This window comes from Clostridium sp. (genome assembly GCF_051278035.1).
Lineage (GTDB): Bacteria > Bacillota > Clostridia > Clostridiales > Clostridiaceae > Clostridium_AD.
In genome coordinates this window covers 1-21,452 of record NZ_JBNMNU010000036.1, presented here as the reverse complement: position 1 = coordinate 21,452, position 21,452 = coordinate 1, and the positions used below count along the sequence as shown (strand labels likewise).

The window sequence follows — 21,452 nt, the reverse complement described above, 5'->3', positions numbered from 1 at the left end:
ACCAATAAACGTATTCACTATGTTCATGCATTTATTGGAAAGGTGCTGTTAAATCAGTTTGGTGAAAGCTTTGACTGCTTTTGCATCAATAGTGGCAAGGGTTATTCGGCTAAGGAGGGAAGAACATGGTAATTAACCACAATGTAAACGCACTAAACGCGAGCAGGGCTATGGCTAGTAATAGCCTAAATTCATCTAAGTTAATGGAGAAACTGTCTTCAGGTCTTAGAATTAATAAAGCAGGAGATGATGCAGCAGGGCTAGCAATATCCGAAAAAATGAGAGGTCTTGACCAAGCAGCAAAAAATTCTCAAAATGCTGTTTCATTACTACAGACAGTAGATGGTGCTTTAGGTGAAACACACTCTATTATACAAAGAATAAGAGAGTTAGCAGTGCAGTCTGCAACTGACACAAATACAGATATTGACAGAGGACAGATACAAACTGAGATTGACCAACTTATACAAGAAGTCGATAGGATAGGGAATACAACTGAATTTAACACCAAAAGTTTATTATCTTCAGGTTCTACTAACAGTGAAGCACGTACAAATATAGTAAAGGACTTAAAGAAGGTTGGTTAGAGATGGCTGAGAAGGCAGTAAGTGATAACTATGGTTTATCGGCGGGTACTGATACACACATTAAAATAACTCTAGTAGATGGCACACCCTATGGAGAACTTGCGCATGTAAGTGGAACATCTTTAGAACCAGAGTTAACTATAGATGTAAGTGATTTTGCGCCAGGAACAGGTGAAGATGGCACTAATATTCTAGGTAAACTTTACAATGACAGAATAATAGCACATGAAATAACTCATGCTGTTATGGACTCAGCACTTGGAGCAAAGATGAACACTATACCAACTTGGTTTGCAGAAGGTACAGCCGAGTTTATAGGCGGAGCAGACGAAAGACTCAAAAATATTATAGGTAATGCAGGAAGCACTGGTATAGATGCTGCAAGGTCTGCAAGTCTTATAAGTAGAGCATCTGATTTATTAGGGGGAGCAGCTTGGACTGGCGATGATATGGATTACTCAGCAGGTTACATTATAACAAAGTATATGAGTAGTAACTTAGACAGTTCAAATAACATGGTTAGTTTAATGTCTGCTATACAGTCAGATGGCTCAGCTAAGGGTACTACGGCATTAAATAACGCTCTACTATTAGATGGCAGTGGGAACAGTATAGGTTCCATAGCAGATTTAAAAACTGACTTCGATAAAGGTGCAAAAGCATCCAATTTCATAACAGCACTTTCACTCGATTGGGGTTCTAATGAGGCAGATGTAGGAGTCATAAGCGGAATTGACGCCAATGGTGGCGCACAAACTGCAGAGTCGGTTATAAACGAGGCATTAGCTGCGTACAAAGCAGACGGTCAGCCTATGCAGAACTTTAATGTTATATTTCCATCAGAAGACAGCATGTCTAGTTCTAAACTAATTATGCAGGTAGGTGCTAACTATGGTCAAACTATGTCTATTGGATTGCAGGACATGAGAGCGGCAGTGATAGGTTTATCGTCTGTAGATGTATCTAGTAGCTCAGAATCTAATTTAGTTGTAAAAAAATGTGACAATGCTATTAAAAGTGTATCAAGTGTTAGGGCTAAATTAGGTGCCTATACTAATAGATTAGAGCATACAATTGCTAATTTAGGAACATCAAGTGAGAATTTAACATCAGCAGAATCAAGAATTAAAGATGTAGATATGGCTAAAGAAATGTCAACATTCTCTAAAAATAACATCATTAATCAAGCAGCTCAAGCTAATCAACAACCACAACAAGCTCTTGCATTATTAAGATAATTGAAGAACTTATAAAAGTAATATTAAGGAGTTAGGATGAAAGCTCTGACTTTTTTTCTATAATGTGAAACGGGAGGTAATCTAATGGACATAGGGGCATTATCAATGATAATGAGTCAATCACGAGTGCAGCAATCAGCTGGCGTAGCGGTAATGAAGATGGCAATGGATACTGGAAAAGAATCTGCTGCTCAGATGACAGATATGGTGAAAAATGTTGCAATAGACTCTAATGTAGGACAGAATTTGGATGTTAGAGCATAAGTATGGGTGAAAAAGAAGAACAAGCTAAACTGTTCATGAAACGAGAATGACTGTGACCTGAAAAAAATGGTGTTAGGAGGTAATCATATGGACATAGCAGCACTATCAAAGGTTCAACAGCGTGCTGATATAGTAGAAACGGAAGTGGCTATGGATACAGGGAAAGAAAATAATAACCCAATGATAGAAAAGACACATATTGATGCAATAGACCCTAATATTGGACAAAAATTAGATGTAGTTGCAGATAAGCAAATAGATAAAAAAGGAGAACTACATAGGCAACTACAACAGGAAATAAAGTGGGCACAGGAAAAACAGAAGCTGCTTAAACTTAAAGAAGTAAAGTTACTACAAATGAGAGAGATAGCGGAGCAGGGTAAGCAAGTAGTAGTTACTCCACTACAATTAAGAAATTTGAATAATAGGTTAGACAAATTAGCAGCACAGGTTAGTGCAATAGATAGCGATTGCAGAAGAACAAGAGACGGGGAAAAACTAGAATGAGCAGTAGTGGCTATAGGAATAGCTACTACTGCTCATTTTTCTAATCATAAATTAAATCTTAATTACCGTGTATTAAAGGATTATTTCATCTTTAGCGCTTGTATCAAGTCTTTGAATTTCAATGGTTAGTGCACTTATTTCATCAGTAGAAATCTTACCATTAGCTTCTAAAAGTCCTATTTTGTTTTTGTAAGTTTCGTTTTCAACTTTTAAATCAGTATTTTCATTTTTAATTATTTTAATAGCATTTTCAAAATTATCAGCCTTTTTTGTTAATCGTTTATTACCACGACTTAATATGAATTCCTTTTGTAGGCTAAATAGAGTCACAATTATAGCACCTATAATTGCAGATACAAAAATTACAAGAGATAATGAAACATCAAATTGTGCAGAAAAGAAATTAACAGTGGTTATTGTAGCATTTTGAATACCGAAGAGTGTTACTATAATAGCAAATATTAAAGAAATTATAAAGCCAATTCTCATAAAAATTACCTCCTTAGTTAAGTTGTTTTATTTATTGAATTATATCATATTTGTACTCTCACGGATACTGAAATTAACATCAATATGGATTTTGTTATATATTTTAAACTTAATATAATTAATCTTTTAAAAACGCGGAGACTTTGTTTTGGCGTTTTTGCTTAGGTTAAATTTAATAATTATTTAAATTATATAAAGTTATGAGTCAATTAGACGAAATATATATATAATAAATGAATTTTAATAACAAAATAAATATAAAGAGGTGATGCTGTATGAATAGTAATGAGAAAATTACTATTACGGTACAACAAGCAGAAGAAATTATTGAAGAATTAAACAAAGTAAGTGATCTTTGTTTTGATCCTAGGCTGAAAAAGAAAATTGAAGGACTACAAAATTTTGTTTCTAGTGTTCTGAGCCCAGGAAATGAAATTTCTATTCAAGAGATTATATATGAAAAAATGGTAGAAGTGAAGCGCGTTAATCCAGATCTTCATTTGAAGCTATATATGTTATATAGAAATTTAGTGAATGATAAAATTTCAGAAATAGATGCAATGGAATCTTTTGAAAATGCTCTAAGTATGTACCCGTCAGATGTGATAGTTTATTAGTCGCATTAAAGTTACAAAAATATCTAAAGTAAAACTCTAGATATCCGATATATTAGAGTAGGTAGTAAATAAAAAACTTTAATGGAGTTGATTTTATGAGAATAAGTAAAAACATTGCATCTTTAAATATATATAAAGCATACAGCCAGAATCTTACTAAGCAAAGTTCAAGCCTAGGGAGAATATCATCTGGAATTAAAATAAATAGTTCCAAAGAAGATCCTAATGCAATTGCTCAAAGTGAGAGATTTAGAATGCAGATAAGAGGGCTTCAAATGGGGGCAAGGAATACTCAAGATGGAGTTAGCATGCTTCAAACCGCAGAGGGCGGCCTTAAGGGTATAACAAGTGGTTTGCAGAGGGTTAGAGAGCTATTGGTACAAGCTGGAGGGACTACAACTCCAGGGGATAAAGAAATTATTCAAATGGAAATAAATCAGATGTTAGACGGAGAAGATGACATGGCAAATAACACTGAGTTCAATGGAGTTAAGCTTTTAGCTGGTGGTAATAATGATGGATCAGATGTTATAGAAATGCTTACAGGTGCTAATGTAGGACAAAGTATTGACATACCAAAATATAATCTAGATACAGAAGGCTTAGAACTTAAGGTTGGAGATGACATCAAAGTAGATGTGAATGATATAGATGGTTCTCTAGAACTCGTAGATAATGCTCTTGATACTATTATCAGTGCCAGAAGTAAATTTGGAGCTCTAGAGAATAGGTTTGAAAGTACATATAATGCTACAATTGAAATATCAGACAAAATTCAATCCGCGGAAAGTAGTATAAGAGATACAGATATGGCTGAGGAAATGATGGAATACTCTAAGTTTAAAATTCTTATAGAAGCTGGAAATGCAATGATGGCTCAATCTAATAGATTACCACAGGATGCTTTGAAAATTCTGGAAAACATTAGATAATAAATTAAATGAAATTTAATATAATAATACAAAAAAGAGACTTGAAAAAATTAAATCAAGTCTCTTTTTTATATTTCAGAAAATAGATAGACATATTACTACAATAATGTATAATCTAATAGTAGATATACATATTACTACAATAATGTATGATATACTAGTATAATGTAAATTTAAAATGAACAATGTAAAAAATGTTCATAAAGAAACATACCACTCAAAAAATACATTTTACCAACTAATTATGACGACATGAATCTAAATGTTAATTAAATTGATAAAACAAATAAAACTATATACATTAAAGTATTTATTTAGTGTGTGATTAAGCCAATAAGATGGACAAATTTGTATATTTAAAATTAAATTAACTAATTTTTAGTGAAAAATGGGATTTCAAGAAGGAATTTCAGATTATTTGTCTAACTAATAGAGTAGGGGAGATGGTGATATTGAATATAAATGGAAACTCAATAAGTGAAAACACATATAACATGCTTACAAAAAGTATGGATGCTTCGGCGCTCAGAAGTAAAGTCATTGCAAATAACATTGCAAATATTAATACAAAAGGTTATAAAAAATTCTATGTTACGTTTGAGGATACCTTAAAAGATAGCATGGGTGGAGATAGCATGAAAACTGATAATAGTAAGCATATACAAACGGGTAGTAATAGTGGACAAATCACAGTAAAAAAAGATGAAAGTACGAGTATGAGACAAGATGGTAATAACGTAGATATAGACCTTGAAATGACAAATCAAGCAGCGAATACATTAATGTACAACGCTTTAGTTAAGCAAGTTAACAGTAAGTTTACGCTTAAAAGTTATATTATAACAGGGGGGAGGTAATACATAATGAATAATGCTTTTAACGGAATGAAAATAAGTTCAAGTGGACTAACAGCAGAAAGATTAAGGATGGATACAATTGCTTCAAATATTGCAAATGCAACGACTACAAGAGGAGAAGATGGTAAGCCCTACATAAGAAAAGTAGCTGTATTTAAGGAAAATTTACAAAGGGAATTAGATAAAACTAGCGGTACATATAAAACAAGTTTTAAAGGGGTACAGGCTATGGGCGTTGTAAATGATGACTCGCCTTTAAGGAAGGTCTATGATCCATCACATCCAGATGCAGATGGTGAAGGGTATGTGACTATGCCGAACGTAAATATTTTAAATGAAATGGCAGATATGATTGCATCAACAAGAGCGTATGAGGCAAATGTAAGTTCTATAAATGCCCAAAAAAGTATGTTCTCTAAAGCTTTGGAAATAGGTAGATAGGAGAATGATATATGAATATTAGTAATTATGTAAATAGTGCAAAAGCAATTAATGAGCTTCAAAAAAATGATGTAGAAAATAAAAGTGAAAATGGTGGCTTTCTAGATACTCTAAAAGAAAAATTAAGTGAAGTTAATGATAAACAATTAGAAGCAGATGATCTTACTCAGAAATTTATAAAAGGCGAAGAGGAAGATATACATAAGGTGATGTTATCAACAGAAGAAGCTAAACTGTCTTTAGAGCTAGCAGTACAAATTAGAAATAAACTTGTAGATGCATATCAGAAATTCAATAGTATGCAGATATAGTAAGGGGTGCTAGCGATGAATAAGCTACTTGAAATGAGAAATAAATTTTCTCAAAGTTGGAGCAAATTAAGTGGAAGCAAAAAAATAGCTTATAGTTTGCTTATGGTGGTAGTCACAGTAGCTCTTATATATTTTTTAGTAGCAGCAACGAAAACTAAATATGATGTCTTATTTTCTAATATGACAGTAGAGGACTCGGGTGCAATTGTAGCAAAGTTAAAAGAGAAGAAAGTTGATTACAAGATTACAGGTAGCTCAATACTAGTTCCTAAGGCGGATGTTGACGGCCTTAGAATGGAGCTTATGTCAGAGGTTGAAATTACAGAAGGAAGCGATGGATTCGAACTTTTTGATAGTGGTAAAATGGCACCTACAGATACAGAAACTAAAATTATGTACCAAAGAGCCCTATCAGGTGAAATTGAAAGATCTATTAAGTCTTTTTCAGAAATTGAAGGAGTTAAGGTTAATTTGGTGTTACCGGAAAACACAGCCTTTGTTCGTGAAACTGAACCGGCTAGGGCTTCGGTTACCTTAAAACTTAAGGCAGGTACTAAACTTGATAATTCACAGGTGAAAGCGATAGTATCACTTTTAACTGGTGCAGTAGAGAATCTTCCAAAGGAAAATGTTAGTATAGTATCCGATAAATTTAAGCTCTTAACTGAGGGTCTATATGATGAAGAGGAAGGTAACTTAACTGCATCTACGGATAAGCAACAAGTGCTAAAAGGAGAGGTTGAAAAGAATTTAGAAGCAAAAATAATGAAGGTACTTGAACCTATATATAAAAATGGAGTAAGAGTTTCTGTTAATACTGAGCTGGATTTCGACTCGGTTAAACAAAATACTGTTAAATATGATCCGGAAGGTACAATTGTAAGCTCGCATGATATTGAAACATGGAATGATAATACAGGTAATGGGCTATCCACTAGCCCTGTAGATGAAGGATCAAAGAATACAATTGCGACAACCACGCCTGATGGGAATTCTATAAATAGAGAGCTTACAAGAAATTATGAAATCTCAAAAATAGAAGAGAACATAATAAAGGCCCCAGGTGGAATTAGTAAAATAACAACATCAGTTGTACTAGATGGTAATTTAGATGAAGCAACTAGAGCTTCTGTAAATAACTTAGTTGCTAGCACTATAGGATATTCTGAGGTTAGAGGAGATTCCATAAGTATAGAAGGGTTGTCTTTTAACACCGAGGGTAAAAAAGCGGCTGAACAAGCACTACTTGATATAGATATTGCTGACAAATTAGCCAATAAAAAAGCATTATACACTCGTATTGCATTTGGAGCTTTAGGTATTATATTATTTATTATATTGTTAGTTGCAATTCGTAAGGCTGGTAAGAATAAAGATAAAACATCTGCAGGTATTGATAGCTTAATTGGAGATAATGTTACTCCAAAGCAACCCGAACATTTTGAACCTATTGAATTTGATTCAAATAGTAAAAATGCAAACATGGAAAAACAAGTTAAAAAGTATGCAGAAGACAAACCTGAACAAGTTGCAGACATAATTAAGTCGTGGCTGACAGAAGATGAGGGGTGATAAATAGTGTCTAAGGGTGGTAAACTTACGGGAATTCAGAAGGCGGCTATATTATTTATAACCTTAGGTCCGGACGCTTCTTCGGGTATAATAAAAAAATTACCGGAAAAAGACATTCAAAAAATTACCTATGAAATTGCTAATATAGCTTCAGTTAAATCTGAACAAAGACATACAATTCTAGATGAATTTATGGAAATGAATAAAGCAAAGGACTTTCTTGTAGAAGGTGGAGTTGACTATGCAAGGAATTTGCTTGCTAAAGCCCTTGGCAATCAGAGAGCAAAGGAGATATTAGATAAGGTTATGGAAGAAACCCAACAATATAGACCCTTTTCCATAGCCAGAAAAGCAGATGCACATCAATTATTGAATGTTATATCCAATGAACATCCACAAACAATAGCGCTTATTATGTGTTATATGCAATCGGATAAGGCGGCTCAGATATTGGCGGCGCTACCACTGGAACTTCAAAGCGATGTATCCTTTAGAATAGCAACTATGAGTAGTATCTCACCTATGGTTATTAAAGAAATCGAAAAAGTTTTAAATGGTAAATTATCTTCGGTTATTAGAACTGATAGTACTGTGGTTGGGGGAATTGAATCTCTAGTAGAAATTTTAAACCAGGTGGATAGAACAACAGAAAGAAATATTACCGAGGGACTTGAGCAAGAAGACGCTGAACTTGCTGAAAAGGTTAAAGAATCTATGTTTGTATTCGAAGATATTATTACATTGGATGATGTTTCAATACAAAGAATTTTAAGAGAGATAGATAACAAGGACTTATCTCTTGCATTAAAGGGATGTTCAGAAGAAGTTGCGAACAGTATATACAAAAATCAATCTAAAAGAGCAGCTGCATCACTAAAGGAAGATATGGAATTCCTTGGACCTGTTAGACTAATGGATGTGGAAAAAGCTCAACAGAAAATTGTTGGTGTATTAAGACGTTTAGATGAAGCTGGCGAAATAGTACTTTCAAGAGGTGGAGAAGATGCAATCATCAATTAATGTGATAAAAAATTCTAGAATTATAAAGCAGGGAAATAGGGAAATAAATACCCAATTAGGCACAGCTGCTACGAATTCAAACCCAACAGGAGATAAGGTTAGTTTAGATGCTAATATGGAAAGCTATGAAAACATTGCAAGTAATATGTTAGAGAGTGCAAGACGGGAAAGTGAAATAATTATATCAAAAGCCTACATAGATGCCGCAAAGGCAAAAGCTGAGGCTTTTAAAGAGGGTTTAGAGAGCGGGAGCAGGGAAGGATATGCAACTGCATATAAGGACGCTAATGATGGCGCAATGGAAGCGGCAGATGCCGTGAGGGCTGATGCTGACTTTATACTTACTCAAGCGCAACATCAGTATAGTGAGTATTTAGTGGAAAAGGAAAAACATATAAAGGATTTAATTGTTAATATAGCTGAGAATATATTAAAAAAAGAAGTGAAAGAAATGGATGCTTTGAATGAGATGATTTTTAGTACTATAAAAACTGAAAGAAATGTAAAATCATATGTAATAAAAACGAATAGCACTCATTTTACTACTATAAAAGATGAGATTCAAAATTTTAAAAATAGACTTGCATTTCAAGGTGATATATTTGTAATAGAAGATAGTTTTTTGGATGATGGAACTGCTGTTATTGAGAAAGAAACAGGCAAAAGTATTGTAAGTATATCTTATGGTATAGAGAAAATAATAGAAGTTTTTCAGGAAGAGCAAATACAAATATAGAAAGGGCGAGAATAATTATGATAGCTCTAAATTTTGAATACTTAATGAATAAAATTCCTGATATTAATTACACCTATTCCGAAGGTGTGGTAGTGAATATTATAGGGCTTACTATTGAAGTTCGAGGAATAACAGCTTTTGTTGGTGAAGTGTGTAAAATTTATAATAAGTCAAATGATGAAATCTCTTGTGAAGTTGTAGGCTTTAGAGATTTAGATGTTATTTTAATGCCTCTAGGGGAGCTTGTTGGTATAGCGCCAGGCTGCAGAGTAATACCTACGGGAAGTCCCTTAAACGTTAAATGCTCTGAGGAACTATTCGGGAAAGTCCTAGACGGTTTAGGAAACCCACTAGACGACTCAAAAATCACTAAATACAAGGCTTACTCACTTAATGCATCTCCTCCTGATCCCCTAAAAAGACGTAGAATAACAGAAATTATCCCTACTGGAGTGAGAGCCATTGATGGATTTTTAACTTGTGGTGAAGGTCAAAGAATCGGTATCTTTGCAGGTAGTGGAGTAGGTAAGAGTACTACTCTTGGTATGATAGCAAGAGAAGCAAAAGCTGATGTGAATGTTATTGCACTTATTGGAGAAAGAGGGAGAGAAGTTCGAGATTTTCTAGAAAAAGATTTGGGCGTTGAGGGCATGAAAAAATCAATTATTATATGTGCAACATCTGATAAACCAGCTCTAGTAAGAATAAAAGGTGCATTTACAGCTACAGCTATTGCAGAGTATTTTAGGGACCAAGGTAAAAAAGTAATCTTAATGATGGATTCAGTAACAAGGTTTGCAATGGCGCAGCGTGAGGTTGGACTAGCTATAGGGGAACCGCCAGCTACTAAAGGGTATACACCATCAGTGTTTGCAATGTTACCTAAACTTATGGAGCGTAGCGGAATGTCAGACAAAGGATCTATTACAGCTTTTTATACGGTACTAGTAGATGGGGATGATTTTAATGAGCCAATAGCAGATGCTGTTCGAGGAATACTCGATGGTCACATAGTTTTATCTAGGGCCCTGGCTTCCAAAAATCATTATCCAGCTATAGATGTTTTAAATAGTGTAAGTAGGTTAATGTCTGAAATCGCTACAAAAGATCACATTCAGGTGGCTTCCATGGCAAGAGATTTAATGGCAACTTATAGGGATTCAGAAGATTTAATAAATATTGGGGCTTACGTAAAAGGTAGTAATATAAAAATTGATAATGCAATTAAGTATAATGACAGTATTGAGTCATATTTAAAGCAGGGTATAAGCGAAAGTACAGATATTGAAGTTAGTTTAAATATGATGAAAGATATGTTTAATTAAAAGTTCATAGCGAACTTTCAAAGAGGAGTCTTTAAATTGGCCGAAGGTTATAAGTTCAGACTGCAAAAGCTGCTTGATATTAGAAAAGATAACGAGGATAAAAGTAAATTAATATTCAAAGAAGCACAAAGGGATAGAAATATAGTGCAAGAAGAATTAAGTAACCTGAAAGTAAATTATAAAACTCATAGAAATGTAGATGTGCATCAACCTATTATTCAGCAAAAAATGAAACAAAATTATTTAAATGCATTAAATTTGGCTATTGATAAAACCTCAGTGGTCTTAGAGGATAAAGAAGAGATATTAGAGCAAAAAAGATGTGAATTAAAACAATGCCAAGTTGAAAAAAAGACAGTTGAAATTTTAAAGGAAAATCAGAAGTGTGCTTTTATAAAGCAGCAAAATTTAATTGAACAGAAAACTAATGATGAGTTTGCATTATATGCTTATATTAGAAATAACCACAGGGAGAGGAGGTGAAAACAGTGGACGTAAATATGAATGTGAATACCTATGCTGCTTCTAAGAAGCAGGAGATTCCAAATGGGTCCAATAAAAGTGAAAAATTTAAAAAGGTTTTACATGATAATGAATTGAACTCTAAGAATCCTTCAAAGAAAAATGTTCGGAAAGAACAAAGCAAAGACCAAAATTTGAATAGAACAGATAATGAAAATAAGAGTACAAATGTTGAGAATAAGGATGCCAAAACCAAAGATATTGAAAACAGTGATGTTGACAAAACAGCAGTTGAAGGTACTCCTGCAAAGGATTTAGAAAATTCTGAAGGCAATAAAGAGTTAAAAACAAAGATAATTAATCTTATAGAAGAAGCTATAAAAAAACTTAAAAAGACAGCAGAAGATTTATCGAAAGAATTGGAAGGCATAGATGAATCTGGGTCACAAATGGAGCAAATCCAGCAGTTACTTCAGTTGTTGAATTCCATGCTTCAAAATGATCCTAAATCTTCAACCACAATACAACCTGAAACGGAACTTAATTCTATTAACATAGAAAGTTTAAAGGCTTCAGAACAATTAATAGTTGGAGAGCAATTAAAAGGAACAGAGAAATTGTTGTCCAATCCAAAGAATGATTTAATAAAAAATAGTCTTAGTGAAATAATTGCAATGATGGATAAGTCAAAAGAAAATAACGTTAAGCCTTCTGAAATAATTAATGTTCTACAAAAATTAACTACTGTGGTGGATGAGTTAAAGGGAGATCTGAGCTTATTAAAAGTCCCTAGTGTACAAGTTCTTAGCGGAAATAGTGAGGACGGTTCAACAAAAGATAATTTGATTAAAAAGGTAATGGAAATGTGTACTAAGACCACATCTGAAACTCTTCCTAAGAGCCAAATGCAAAATTCAAGTGATTCTTCAAATGGAGATAAATCCTCAGGAAATAGTTCTTTTGAAGAAAAATTCCTTAAAAATCTGCTAGGTGAAGATAAAGATGAAATTAAAATATCAAAAGCAGTTAGCTTTATGAATCAATTCGAAAATGTAAAGGTTTCAGACACATCAAAGGTACAAACCACAAATTTAGTAATTGATAAAAATGATTTTACTGTAGATGTAATCAAATCTATAAAATTTATGGAAGTTAATAACATGAAGGATTTAACTGTGAAAATGGATCCTAAGGAACTTGGAGAGATTACTATAAAGCTTACTATGGAAAGTGGAGTTATTAAGGCCTCTATATCTGCTCAAAATAAAGACACTTTTAATTTATTGAATCAAAATTTTCAAGATATAAGTGATAGGTTGAAAAGTATGGATATCAAAATTCAAAGCTTAGATATAAATATTTACGAAGATTCAACATTTTTTAGCAAAGATTCCAATGAGAAAAACAACAACCAAAGAAAAAATAATAACAGTGATATAAAAATGGTTTTAGAAGAAGATGATGATATGTCTATACTAAGTAACAATGATATACTAGAAAATCAGGTAAACAAATTTGTTTAATAATAAAATTATTATTAAAACAAGGAGTGATAAAAATGGCAACTGATATATCAACAGCACTTTCAAATTCAGCTAGGGCAACTGATAGAGGGACTGAAATTGTAAAAGAAGGTCAGGCAATGGACCGAAATTCGTTCCTTAAAATACTTTCTGCGGAACTTTCTAATCAGGATCCAACCGAGGCTAAAGATGGTACAGAATTTGTAGCTCAAATGGCTCAATTTGCATCATTAGAACAAATGTCCAATATGAATAGTACTATGGCTTTTCAAACCTCATCTGCACTAGTTGGTAAGATGGTTGCTTTTAGTAGTTATGATGCAAGTGGAATGCAATATGGAGGCACTGTTAAGGCAGTTTATAAAGAATCAGGTACAACCTATATGGCAGTGCAATTGTCTGATGGTACTATACAGGATTTTCCTGCTGACACTTTATCAGATGTTATAGATGTGCCAGAGACTACATTAGATAATTTAAATGGCAATGCAGGATTTTCCGCTGCTATAAGTTTAATGGGTAAACAAGTTGAGACTGCAGCAACAGATGATGAAAAAGCATATTCAGGAACAGTTAAAAGTGTTTCTAGAGATGCAAAGGGAATTAACTTAACTATAGCCTACGAGGAAAATGGTGTGGAACTCACTAAGGATATAAGCTATGATGACATCTCAAAAGTAAAATAAACAAACAATTAATTGTGATGGTAAGGGATGGTAAGATATGTCTTTTAGAGTGGTAAATGGAAAACTGTATTCAACGGTGGACTTTACGGAGTATTCAGGCGTAGGTCTGAAAAACAAAAATACTAAAGTTAACAAAGAAGAAGATATATTTAATAAAGATAAAAGTACATTTAATAAAATTTTAGACAAACAAATAAAAAAAGAAGAATGCTTCACCATATCTTCTCATGCGGCACAAAGGCTTAGTAGTAGAAATATTAATTTTAATGATGCTGATATGAAAAAGATTAACGAAGGAATAAATATGGCGGATAGTAAAGGTGCAAAGCAAGCCTTAATCTTATATAAGGATATGGCCCTTATAACTAGTATTAAAAATAGGACTGTAATTACTGCTTTAGATAAAAATCAAAGCCAGGAAAGTGTAGTAACCAATATAGATAGTGTAGTTATGATATAAGCTGGACCTTTTAGGAGGCTTAACTTTGTGGAAATACAGAAGCAAAGTAAATAATAAGAAATCAAAATTACTTATAACTCTATTGGAATTTAGCTAAAAAAATGGGGGTAATATTATGTTAAGATCATTATATGCTGGAATAAGTGGTATGAAAGTAAATCAGACAAAATTGGACGTTATAGCAAATAATATAGCTAACGTTGGAACTACTGCTTTTAAAAGTTCGAGAGTTAGATTTCAAGATATGGTAAGCCAAAGTATGTCCGATGCGTCATCATCATCAACCAATACAGGTGGAGTTAACCCAAAGCAAATAGGACTTGGAGTGCAAATGGCAGGAATAGATACTATGGTAGGTCAAGGAATGATGCAGCCTACATCTAGAAATCTAGATGTAGCTATGGATGGAGAAGGTTATTTGATGGTTGCTACGGGTGCGGTTACTGGAACAGCAACAGTAGATACGACCGATGGTTCTACTACAACTCAAACAATTGATGATGCAACAAATACATTTAATGATATATCATATACTAGAGATGGAGCTTTAGCATTAGATGATGCAGGACATCTTTTAACATCAAATGGTCAGAGGGTTTTGGGTTATGCTATAAAAGATGGAACAAGCACAAGTTTAGATAACTCGACTGATCCAGCTACCGTAAATTTTGTAAATGCAAATGCTGCAACTCCTCCAAAAGCAGTTGGTGAAACACTTATACCATTATCAATACCTAACACAATAGAACTTGCTAATGGTGATGTAAAAAGGGTAACAACTTTTACTATAGAAAAGGACGGAGTTATTAAGGCTACTTTAGAAGGTGGTGCTGTTGCAGCAGTTGGACAGATTGCTATGGCATCATTTAAAAACCCAGCAGGGCTAAGTAAGACTGGTAATAATTTATATGCAAATACTTCTAACTCAGGGGTAGCTATAGTTAGATCAGGAACTGAAGTTACGACTACTGGCAATAGTGCAGGCTACGGTGACATGCTTTCAGGAATGCTAGAAATGTCAAATGTTGATCTAGCTGAGCAGTTCACAGATATGATAGTTGCAAGTAGGGCCTTCCAGGCAAATGGTAAAGCAATTACCACAGGGGATGAAATATTACAGGAAATACTAGCTCTAAAGAGATAGTATAGGACATTATATTTGAACTGAATTTGTAGTAGGTCTCAAATACTTATAATATTTGAGACCTATAAAAATCCTTAGGATTCAGTTATTTTTTCAGAAACATGTAATAAATTATTAACCGTAAAAAGTACATATTAGGAGGGCCCATGATAAAACTTACAGGCTTAAACAAAGAAGGATTTATCTTAAATGCCGAAGTTATTGAAAAAATTGAAACAGTGCCAGATACTTTAATAACTTTAATAAACGGGAAGAAGTATCTTGTGCTTGAGAGTACGGAGGTAATAATCGATAGCGTATTAAAGTATAAAAAAAAGATATTTACTGGTGAGTTATAGGGGGAAGTGGCATGAAAAAACATGATATGTTGACAGGCGTTGGGCTTTTGCTTGGAGTAATTTTAATGTTCTGGGGTATGACAGCTGGTGGGGCTAGTTTAAAAATATTTTTTTCGCCTTCTTCAATAGCAATTACCGTAGGGGGGTCCTTTTCAGCACTACTCATAGCTTACCCTCTTTCAGCAATGAAGAAGGTAATTAAAATTATTGTACAGTCTTTTAAAGAAGGTACAATGTCTAGTACAGAAATTATTAATAGTTTTACTAATTTATCTAAAAAAGCAAGACGGGAAGGACTTTTATCTCTGGAAGATGAAATGGCACAATTAACAAATGAGTTTTTAAAAAAAGGCCTCCAAATGGTAGTTGATGGACTGGAACCTGAAACAATAAAGGAAATTATGGAACTAGAAATAGGGGAAATGGAAAGACGTCATACTGATGGCGCTAATATGTTAAAAGTCTGGGGAGCTTATGCACCGGCTTTTGGTATGCTTGGTACGCTTATAGGACTTATTCAAATGCTAGCTAATTTAAGTGACTCTTCTGCCCTGGCGGCTGGTATGGGGAAAGCATTAATAACTACATTTTATGGAGCACTTCTAGCAAATATAGTATTAATTCCAATGTCTCAAAATTTGAATTACAAATCTAGTATTGAAGTGAATAATCGTGAAATGATGCTAGAAGGAGTACTTGCAATTCAGTCTGGTGTTAATCCAAGAATTGTTGAAGAAAAATTAACATCCTATTTATCACCTTTTGAAAGAGATATATATTATGAAGAGCAAGCCAAAGAAGCTGGGGTGGCAGACAATGTCTAGGAAAAAAAGTGGTAAAGAGGAGATGCGAACAGATGCTTGGATAACTACTTTTTCTGATACCATGACACTGCTTCTAACCTTCTTTGTTTTATTATATTCCTTTTCAACAGTTGATGCAGCTAAGTTCGAACAAATTGCGTCTTCCCTTCAAGCTGTGTTAACAGGTGAAACTAAAACAGCTATTATGGATTTGAATATAAAAAGTGGAGAAGTCCCATTAGTGGGGGAACCTTTACCTATTGCAGTAGAGAATACTGAGACTGAGGATATTTACGAAAAAGTCCAAAGTTTTATAAAAGCAAATAAACTAGAAGATATAGTAGAATTAAAATCTGACAACAGAGGAGTTATAATTCTACTTAGAGAAAATATTTTATTTCAAAGTGGAAAATCAGAAATCCTAGAAAAAATCAAACCAGTTTTAAATACAATAAATGGGTTGGTATCTTCATTCCCAAATGATATTGTAATAGAGGGGCATACGGACAATATACCAATTAATAATTATGAATACAAAAATAACTGGCAGCTATCTTCGGCTCGTGCTCTAAATGTACTGGAATATTTTGTGGGTATTAAGGGCCAAACACATCCAGAGCGATTTACATCTGTTGCTTGCGGTGAATATCAACCTATTGCGTCGAATATTAACGATGAAAACAGAGCTTTAAATAGAAGAGTAAATATTTTAATTGTAGCAAATGAAAAGGAGGTCACTAAATAATGAGTGATAAACCCAAAAAAGGAAATGCTTTAAAAATAGTCATTATAGGTCTTTTAATATTAGTCATAATTGGCGGTGCAACTTTTGGAACTATGTACTTCTTAAATAAAAAAAAGGATACTGCGGCATCTACACCAAAGGTGGTTGTTGAGCAAACGTATCTACTAGGGGAGTTCTTCGTAAATCTTCTAGATGATGGGGGGAAACGATACCTGAAAGTGAATGTGTATATAGCCTATGAAGTTAATGAGGAATTGACTTTAGAATTAGATGAAAATAAGCCGATTATTAGGGATGCAGTCAATACTTATATTAGATCGAAAAAATCTACAGACTTCAGTGTTAAAGGTCTTGATATTATAAAGAAAGAGCTAATTAGTAGCGTAAACCCAAATTTAACTAAGGGGAAAATCACTAATATTTATTTTAATGATATATTAGTACAGTAGGTGATGAAATGACGGTAGATGGAGAATTTTTGGTGCTTATTTTTAAAATTTTAATATTCTTACCATTCATATTGGTTTTAATGTATATATCGTTAAAATACGGAAGTACTAAGCTTCAAAAATTACAAGATGGTAAATATATGAAAATACTAGATAGGGTCGCACTATCTAAAGATAATAGTGTTGTGGTTGTAAAAATTGGTGGAAAAGCATACGCAGTATCTTCTAGTTCCCGGGAAATACGTATTCTATTTGAATTGCCACCAGAAGAAGTTATTGGCATTGAAAGTAGTAAAGATATACCCCAAATAGAAGACATGAAGAATCTATTTAAAAAACATATTAAGAAAAAGGATGTTAAAGATGAAAATAAAATATAAGAATTTGTTTATTTTTGCTTTGGGGTTACTTGTAATAGGAATTGTTTCAATAAAAGTTGTAAGTGCTACGACATTACCGATACCTAAAATTAATATTTCAGTTGATAATGCAAATACGCCGGCTGAATATGTTGATAATATTAAGCTTTTAATGCTGCTTACAGTACTTACACTCTTACCTTCAATTATTATAATGTCTACTAGTTTCGTAAGAATTATTGTAGTGTTATCCTTATTTAAGAGCGCTATAGGTGTTCAGCAAGCAATTCCCAAAGAGGTTATAATTGGACTTGCGTTATTTTTAACATTTTTCACTATGGCACCAACCTTTACAAAAGTAAACTCGGAGGCATTAACTCCTTATCTAAATAATCAAATAACTCAAGAGGTTGCAATTGAAAAAGGGTCAGGGCCTATGAGGGATTTTATGTTAAGACAGACTAGAACAAAGGATTTAAAACTTTTTTTAGAAGTGGGACAGAAGGAAGATACAGTCCAAAATGCAGTTGACGCTGATGGTAATGAAATACTTACAAACGGAAAGCCTAAACTTACCTATGATAAAGTACCGATGTATGTGGTGGTTCCTTCTTTTATAATAAGTGAATTAAGAAGAGCTTTTGAGATGGGGTTTCTTTTATTTATACCGTTTATTATAATAGATATCGTTACGGGTAGTATACTTATGGCTATGGGAATGATGATGCTACCGCCAGTTATGATTTCGCTTCCTTTTAAATTATTGTTATTCATTATGGTAGATGGATGGAATCTACTTGTAAAATCACTTATTATGAGTTTTAGTTGAGGTGAATTAAATGACCGAAAATATTGTGTTAACTATAATAAAAGATGGTATTCAAACTGCAATATTGGTAGCTGGTCCAATTCTACTTACAGCTACTTTAGTAGGGCTATTAATAAGTATATTTCAAGCCACTACTCAGATCCAAGAGCAGACACTTACTTTTGTGCCAAAGCTTTTGGCAGTAGCATTAATGGGTCTATTAATGGGTAGTTGGATGCTTCATACGATAGTTGCGTTTACAACTAGAATTTTTGAACTTATGGCTAATATGGGAGGCTAGGTGGAAATATTTTGACAAATACAGCTTATTATTTAGGCTTTATAATGGTACTCCTTAGAATATCTGGATTTTTTATGAGTACACCGATTTTCTTTCCTAAGTTTTCGCCTCCAATGGTAAAGGTTGGATTTTGCGTTATGTTCACCTTTTTGATTTTACCAGGTGTTAACTATGAGAATGTGAATTTAATTAGTAATAACGGTACGCTTATAATATTTTTTATATCGGAGGTTATCACTGGTTTAACGCTTGGGTATTTAACAAAGTTTTGCTTTTTTTCAGCACAAATGGCTGGTCAACTTATGGATTTTCAAGTAGGATTTTCTATGATGAGCATATTTGATCCTGTGTCTAATCAAAATGTTACACTACTAGGACGTTTGCTTTATTGGACAAGTATAGTGATGTTTTTTGTTGTGGATGGCCATCATATGCTAATAAGAGCTATTATTACATCTTTTAGTGTTGTTGAGATTGGAAAGTTTATACTCTTTCAAGAAACAGCTATGATGATGATAAATGTTTTTATTCAGTTTTTTACACTAGGACTAAAAATAGCAATACCTATTATTTTAATAATTATAATAACAGATTTATCTATGGGGCTAGTATCGAGAACGGTACCTTCGTTAAATATTATAATTTTAGGTATGCCAATAAAAATATTAGTTGGACTCAGTTGTTTTGTTTTAGTGTTACCGTCTGCATTAAAGTTAATAGTAAATTCTTTTTATATTATTCCAGATATAATAAATGAGTTTTATAAGTTAATACCGTTACTTATTTTTATTTCAGCGGATAGCGGTGAAAAAACTGAAGATGCCACTCCTAAAAAGAAAGCAGATTCAAAGAAAAAGGGACAGGTAGCAAAGAGTAAGGAGTTATCTTCTACCTTTACCCTTTTAACAGTGACACTTGTAATGATTATGTTAGGTTCTTATGCACTAAATAGTTTAAAAGGTATATTAAGTCTTTTTTTAGGAAATTATTTAACTTTGCCTCTTACTGAGTATACCGTAAGAACTGTACATCTTACGGCTATAATAAGGTTTGGACTTCTATTTTTACCACTTGCAGTGCCTATTATGATTATGGGGACTATTGCAAGCTTAATACAATCTGGTTTTATATTTACAGGTGAACCACTTAAACCTGATATAAAAAAATTAAATCCTATTAGCGGGTTTAAAAAGATTTTTTCGACAAGGTCCCTAGTGGATTTAGTAAAAAACTTATCCATAGTGTCCACTATAGTATATGTAGCTTATGATTATATTCACAGTAATTATTTAGATATAATGACTTACGGAAGCCTTAAAGTAGAAGCTATTTTAGTAGTTTTTGGGAAATTAGTTTTGGAGATATTCTTTAAAATAGCTATACTTATGCTTATAATATCTGTAGCAGATTTTGCATACCAGAAGTACAAACATAATAAAGAATTAAAAATGAGTGTGCAGGAAATTAAAGAAGAATATAAACAGCAAGAAGGTGACCCACTGATTAAATCTAAAATTAAACAAAAGCAAAGAGAAATGTCATCAAGTAGAATGATGGAGTCAGTTCCAGATGCTACCGTGGTTATTACAAATCCAACACATATTGCCATTGCAATAAAGTACGATGCAGGAGGAGAAGGTGCTCCAATAGTAGTAGCCAAAGGTGCAGATAATGTTGCTATAAAAATAAAAGAGATTGCAAAAGAGAATGATGTGCCTATTATTGAAAATAAACCACTAGCAAGGTTAATATTTAAGGAACTCGAGATAGGATCTGAAATTCCAGCTGATATGTATGAAGCTGTGGCGGAAATACTAGCAATAGTATACAAATTAAACAAAAGAAAGTAGTGGATGATAACTGTGGCTGAAAATACAAAATACAAATTAAAAAATAATTTAGATATTCTAGTTGCCTTTGGTATAATCGGTATTGTTTTAATGATAATCATTCCATTACCACCAAAGCTTCTTGATGTAATAATAGCAATTAATATAACACTAGCAGTTATAATTTTACTTTTAACAATGTTTACAACAGAAGTTTTGCAGTTTTCAGTTTTTCCAACATTACTTCTTATTACAACACTCTTACGCCTTGGATTAAATATTTCATCTACAAGGTTAATACTCACAGAAGCTTATGCAGGTGATATAATTGAGGCTTTTGGTGAGTTTGTTGTGGGAGGAAATTATGTAGTCGGAATAATTATTTTCTTAATAATAATCATTATACAGTTTATAGTTATTACAGCCGGTGCTGGTAGAGTTTCAGAAGTTTCTGCTAGATTTACTCTAGATGCTATGCCAGGTAAACAGATGAGCATAGATGCAGATCTAAATGCAGGTGCTATAACTGAAGAAGATGCAAGGGGGAGAAGAACAAAACTCCAGGATGAAGCTAGTTTTTATGGAGCTATGGATGGAGCTTCCAAATTCGTAAAGGGAGATGCTATAGCGGGTATAATTGTTACTATAA

27 protein-coding genes and 1 pseudogene are annotated in these 21,452 nt (G+C 33.2%); 27 read left to right on the top strand and 1 reads right to left on the bottom strand.

Annotated features, from left to right (window positions below; all coding sequences use genetic code 11):
* Nucleotides 1-125 precede the first annotated feature (125 nt).
* The 4 genes and pseudogenes from ACJAX4_RS07570 to ACJAX4_RS07555 all read left to right on the top strand — a co-directional run.
* Nucleotides 126-533: pseudogene (locus ACJAX4_RS07570) on the top strand (flagellin); the annotation flags it as partial.
* 56 nt (nucleotides 534-589) lie between these two features.
* Complete coding sequence (locus ACJAX4_RS07565) at nucleotides 590-1,825, top strand: flagellinolysin (RefSeq protein ID WP_435788848.1); 1,236 nt, start codon at nucleotides 590-592, stop codon at nucleotides 1,823-1,825.
* A gap of 84 nt (nucleotides 1,826-1,909) precedes the next feature.
* Nucleotides 1,910-2,089: a YjfB family protein gene (locus tag ACJAX4_RS07560; RefSeq protein WP_435788847.1), complete on the top strand. Its 180-nt coding sequence runs from the start codon at nucleotides 1,910-1,912 to the stop codon at nucleotides 2,087-2,089.
* 87 nt (nucleotides 2,090-2,176) lie between these two features.
* On the top strand, nucleotides 2,177-2,596 hold the full coding sequence (locus ACJAX4_RS07555; protein ID WP_435788846.1) for a hypothetical protein: 420 nt from the start codon (nucleotides 2,177-2,179) through the stop codon (nucleotides 2,594-2,596).
* Between the two features lie 72 nt (nucleotides 2,597-2,668).
* Here the strand turns inward: ACJAX4_RS07555 and ACJAX4_RS07550 are convergent, their stop codons facing one another.
* Nucleotides 2,669-3,085 carry a LapA family protein gene (locus ACJAX4_RS07550; RefSeq protein WP_435788845.1) on the bottom strand — a complete coding sequence of 139 codons (417 nt, stop codon included), beginning with the start codon at nucleotides 3,083-3,085 and terminating at the stop codon, nucleotides 2,669-2,671.
* Between the two features lie 275 nt (nucleotides 3,086-3,360).
* Here ACJAX4_RS07550 and ACJAX4_RS07545 point away from each other — a divergent pair, with 275 nt between their 5' ends.
* From ACJAX4_RS07545 to ACJAX4_RS07435, 23 genes are all read left to right on the top strand, one after another.
* Nucleotides 3,361-3,702, top strand: coding sequence for a hypothetical protein (locus ACJAX4_RS07545; protein ID WP_435788844.1), 342 nt, complete (start codon nucleotides 3,361-3,363; stop codon nucleotides 3,700-3,702).
* Nucleotides 3,703-3,797: 95 nt separating this feature from the next.
* Nucleotides 3,798-4,634, top strand: a complete 837-nt coding sequence (locus ACJAX4_RS07540; protein WP_435788843.1) for a flagellin — start codon at nucleotides 3,798-3,800, stop codon at nucleotides 4,632-4,634.
* A gap of 452 nt (nucleotides 4,635-5,086) precedes the next feature.
* Nucleotides 5,087-5,491, top strand: coding sequence for a flagellar basal body rod protein FlgB (flgB, locus tag ACJAX4_RS07535; protein ID WP_435788842.1), 405 nt, complete (start codon nucleotides 5,087-5,089; stop codon nucleotides 5,489-5,491).
* A 6-nt stretch (nucleotides 5,492-5,497) separates the two neighbouring features.
* Nucleotides 5,498-5,932: a flagellar basal body rod protein FlgC gene (gene flgC, locus ACJAX4_RS07530; RefSeq protein ID WP_435788841.1), complete on the top strand. Its 435-nt coding sequence runs from the start codon at nucleotides 5,498-5,500 to the stop codon at nucleotides 5,930-5,932.
* A gap of 11 nt (nucleotides 5,933-5,943) precedes the next feature.
* Complete coding sequence (gene fliE, locus ACJAX4_RS07525) at nucleotides 5,944-6,243, top strand: flagellar hook-basal body complex protein FliE (RefSeq protein ID WP_435788840.1); 300 nt, start codon at nucleotides 5,944-5,946, stop codon at nucleotides 6,241-6,243.
* Nucleotides 6,244-6,258: 15 nt separating this feature from the next.
* The gene (gene fliF, locus ACJAX4_RS07520) at nucleotides 6,259-7,815 is read left to right on the top strand and encodes a flagellar basal-body MS-ring/collar protein FliF (protein WP_435788839.1); all 1,557 of its coding nucleotides are present in this window, start codon (nucleotides 6,259-6,261) and stop codon (nucleotides 7,813-7,815) included.
* A gap of 6 nt (nucleotides 7,816-7,821) precedes the next feature.
* Nucleotides 7,822-8,835: a flagellar motor switch protein FliG gene (gene fliG / locus ACJAX4_RS07515; protein WP_435788838.1), complete on the top strand. Its 1,014-nt coding sequence runs from the start codon at nucleotides 7,822-7,824 to the stop codon at nucleotides 8,833-8,835.
* Nucleotides 8,819-9,571: a hypothetical protein gene (locus ACJAX4_RS07510; RefSeq protein WP_435788837.1), complete on the top strand. Its 753-nt coding sequence runs from the start codon at nucleotides 8,819-8,821 to the stop codon at nucleotides 9,569-9,571. Before fliG ends, ACJAX4_RS07510 begins: the two co-directional genes overlap by 17 nt.
* Nucleotides 9,572-9,582: 11 nt before the next feature.
* Nucleotides 9,583-10,896 carry a flagellar protein export ATPase FliI gene (gene fliI / locus ACJAX4_RS07505; protein WP_435788857.1) on the top strand — a complete coding sequence of 438 codons (1,314 nt, stop codon included), beginning with the start codon at nucleotides 9,583-9,585 and terminating at the stop codon, nucleotides 10,894-10,896.
* 36 nt (nucleotides 10,897-10,932) lie between these two features.
* Nucleotides 10,933-11,379, top strand: coding sequence for a flagellar export protein FliJ (gene fliJ, locus ACJAX4_RS07500; protein WP_435788836.1), 447 nt, complete (start codon nucleotides 10,933-10,935; stop codon nucleotides 11,377-11,379).
* Nucleotides 11,380-11,384: 5 nt separating this feature from the next.
* A complete protein-coding gene (locus tag ACJAX4_RS07495) occupies nucleotides 11,385-12,881 on the top strand; it encodes a flagellar hook-length control protein FliK (RefSeq protein ID WP_435788835.1) in 1,497 nt (498 codons plus the stop codon).
* A gap of 35 nt (nucleotides 12,882-12,916) precedes the next feature.
* Nucleotides 12,917-13,567 (top strand): flagellar hook capping FlgD N-terminal domain-containing protein, encoded by a 651-nt coding sequence (locus tag ACJAX4_RS07490; RefSeq protein WP_435788834.1) that lies wholly within the window; start codon nucleotides 12,917-12,919, stop codon nucleotides 13,565-13,567.
* 37 nt (nucleotides 13,568-13,604) lie between these two features.
* Complete coding sequence (locus tag ACJAX4_RS07485) at nucleotides 13,605-14,027, top strand: TIGR02530 family flagellar biosynthesis protein (protein WP_435788833.1); 423 nt, start codon at nucleotides 13,605-13,607, stop codon at nucleotides 14,025-14,027.
* A 115-nt stretch (nucleotides 14,028-14,142) separates the two neighbouring features.
* Complete coding sequence (locus tag ACJAX4_RS07480) at nucleotides 14,143-15,171, top strand: flagellar hook-basal body complex protein (protein WP_435788832.1); 1,029 nt, start codon at nucleotides 14,143-14,145, stop codon at nucleotides 15,169-15,171.
* Between the two features lie 146 nt (nucleotides 15,172-15,317).
* Nucleotides 15,318-15,509, top strand: a complete 192-nt coding sequence (locus ACJAX4_RS07475; protein ID WP_435788831.1) for a flagellar FlbD family protein — start codon at nucleotides 15,318-15,320, stop codon at nucleotides 15,507-15,509.
* A gap of 11 nt (nucleotides 15,510-15,520) precedes the next feature.
* Nucleotides 15,521-16,333 (top strand): motility protein A, encoded by an 813-nt coding sequence (locus ACJAX4_RS07470; RefSeq protein WP_435788830.1) that lies wholly within the window; start codon nucleotides 15,521-15,523, stop codon nucleotides 16,331-16,333.
* Complete coding sequence (locus tag ACJAX4_RS07465; protein WP_435788829.1) at nucleotides 16,326-17,057, top strand: flagellar motor protein MotB; 732 nt, start codon at nucleotides 16,326-16,328, stop codon at nucleotides 17,055-17,057. The genes ACJAX4_RS07470 and ACJAX4_RS07465 overlap by 8 nt, the downstream gene beginning before the upstream one ends.
* Nucleotides 17,057-17,506: a flagellar basal body-associated FliL family protein gene (locus tag ACJAX4_RS07460; RefSeq protein WP_435788828.1), complete on the top strand. Its 450-nt coding sequence runs from the start codon at nucleotides 17,057-17,059 to the stop codon at nucleotides 17,504-17,506. The genes ACJAX4_RS07465 and ACJAX4_RS07460 overlap by 1 nt, the downstream gene beginning before the upstream one ends.
* A gap of 8 nt (nucleotides 17,507-17,514) precedes the next feature.
* Nucleotides 17,515-17,886 (top strand): flagellar biosynthetic protein FliO, encoded by a 372-nt coding sequence (gene fliO / locus ACJAX4_RS07455; RefSeq protein ID WP_435788827.1) that lies wholly within the window; start codon nucleotides 17,515-17,517, stop codon nucleotides 17,884-17,886.
* Nucleotides 17,870-18,694 (top strand): flagellar type III secretion system pore protein FliP, encoded by an 825-nt coding sequence (fliP, locus tag ACJAX4_RS07450; RefSeq protein ID WP_435788826.1) that lies wholly within the window; start codon nucleotides 17,870-17,872, stop codon nucleotides 18,692-18,694. The genes fliO and fliP overlap by 17 nt, the downstream gene beginning before the upstream one ends.
* Nucleotides 18,695-18,704: 10 nt before the next feature.
* The gene (gene fliQ, locus ACJAX4_RS07445) at nucleotides 18,705-18,974 is read left to right on the top strand and encodes a flagellar biosynthesis protein FliQ (RefSeq protein WP_435788825.1); all 270 of its coding nucleotides are present in this window, start codon (nucleotides 18,705-18,707) and stop codon (nucleotides 18,972-18,974) included.
* A gap of 11 nt (nucleotides 18,975-18,985) precedes the next feature.
* The gene (locus ACJAX4_RS07440) at nucleotides 18,986-20,824 is read left to right on the top strand and encodes a fused FliR family export protein/FlhB family type III secretion system protein (protein ID WP_435788824.1); all 1,839 of its coding nucleotides are present in this window, start codon (nucleotides 18,986-18,988) and stop codon (nucleotides 20,822-20,824) included.
* A 12-nt stretch (nucleotides 20,825-20,836) separates the two neighbouring features.
* The coding region (locus ACJAX4_RS07435) for an FHIPEP family type III secretion protein (protein ID WP_435788823.1) at nucleotides 20,837-21,452 on the top strand (616 nt) is incomplete at its 3' end.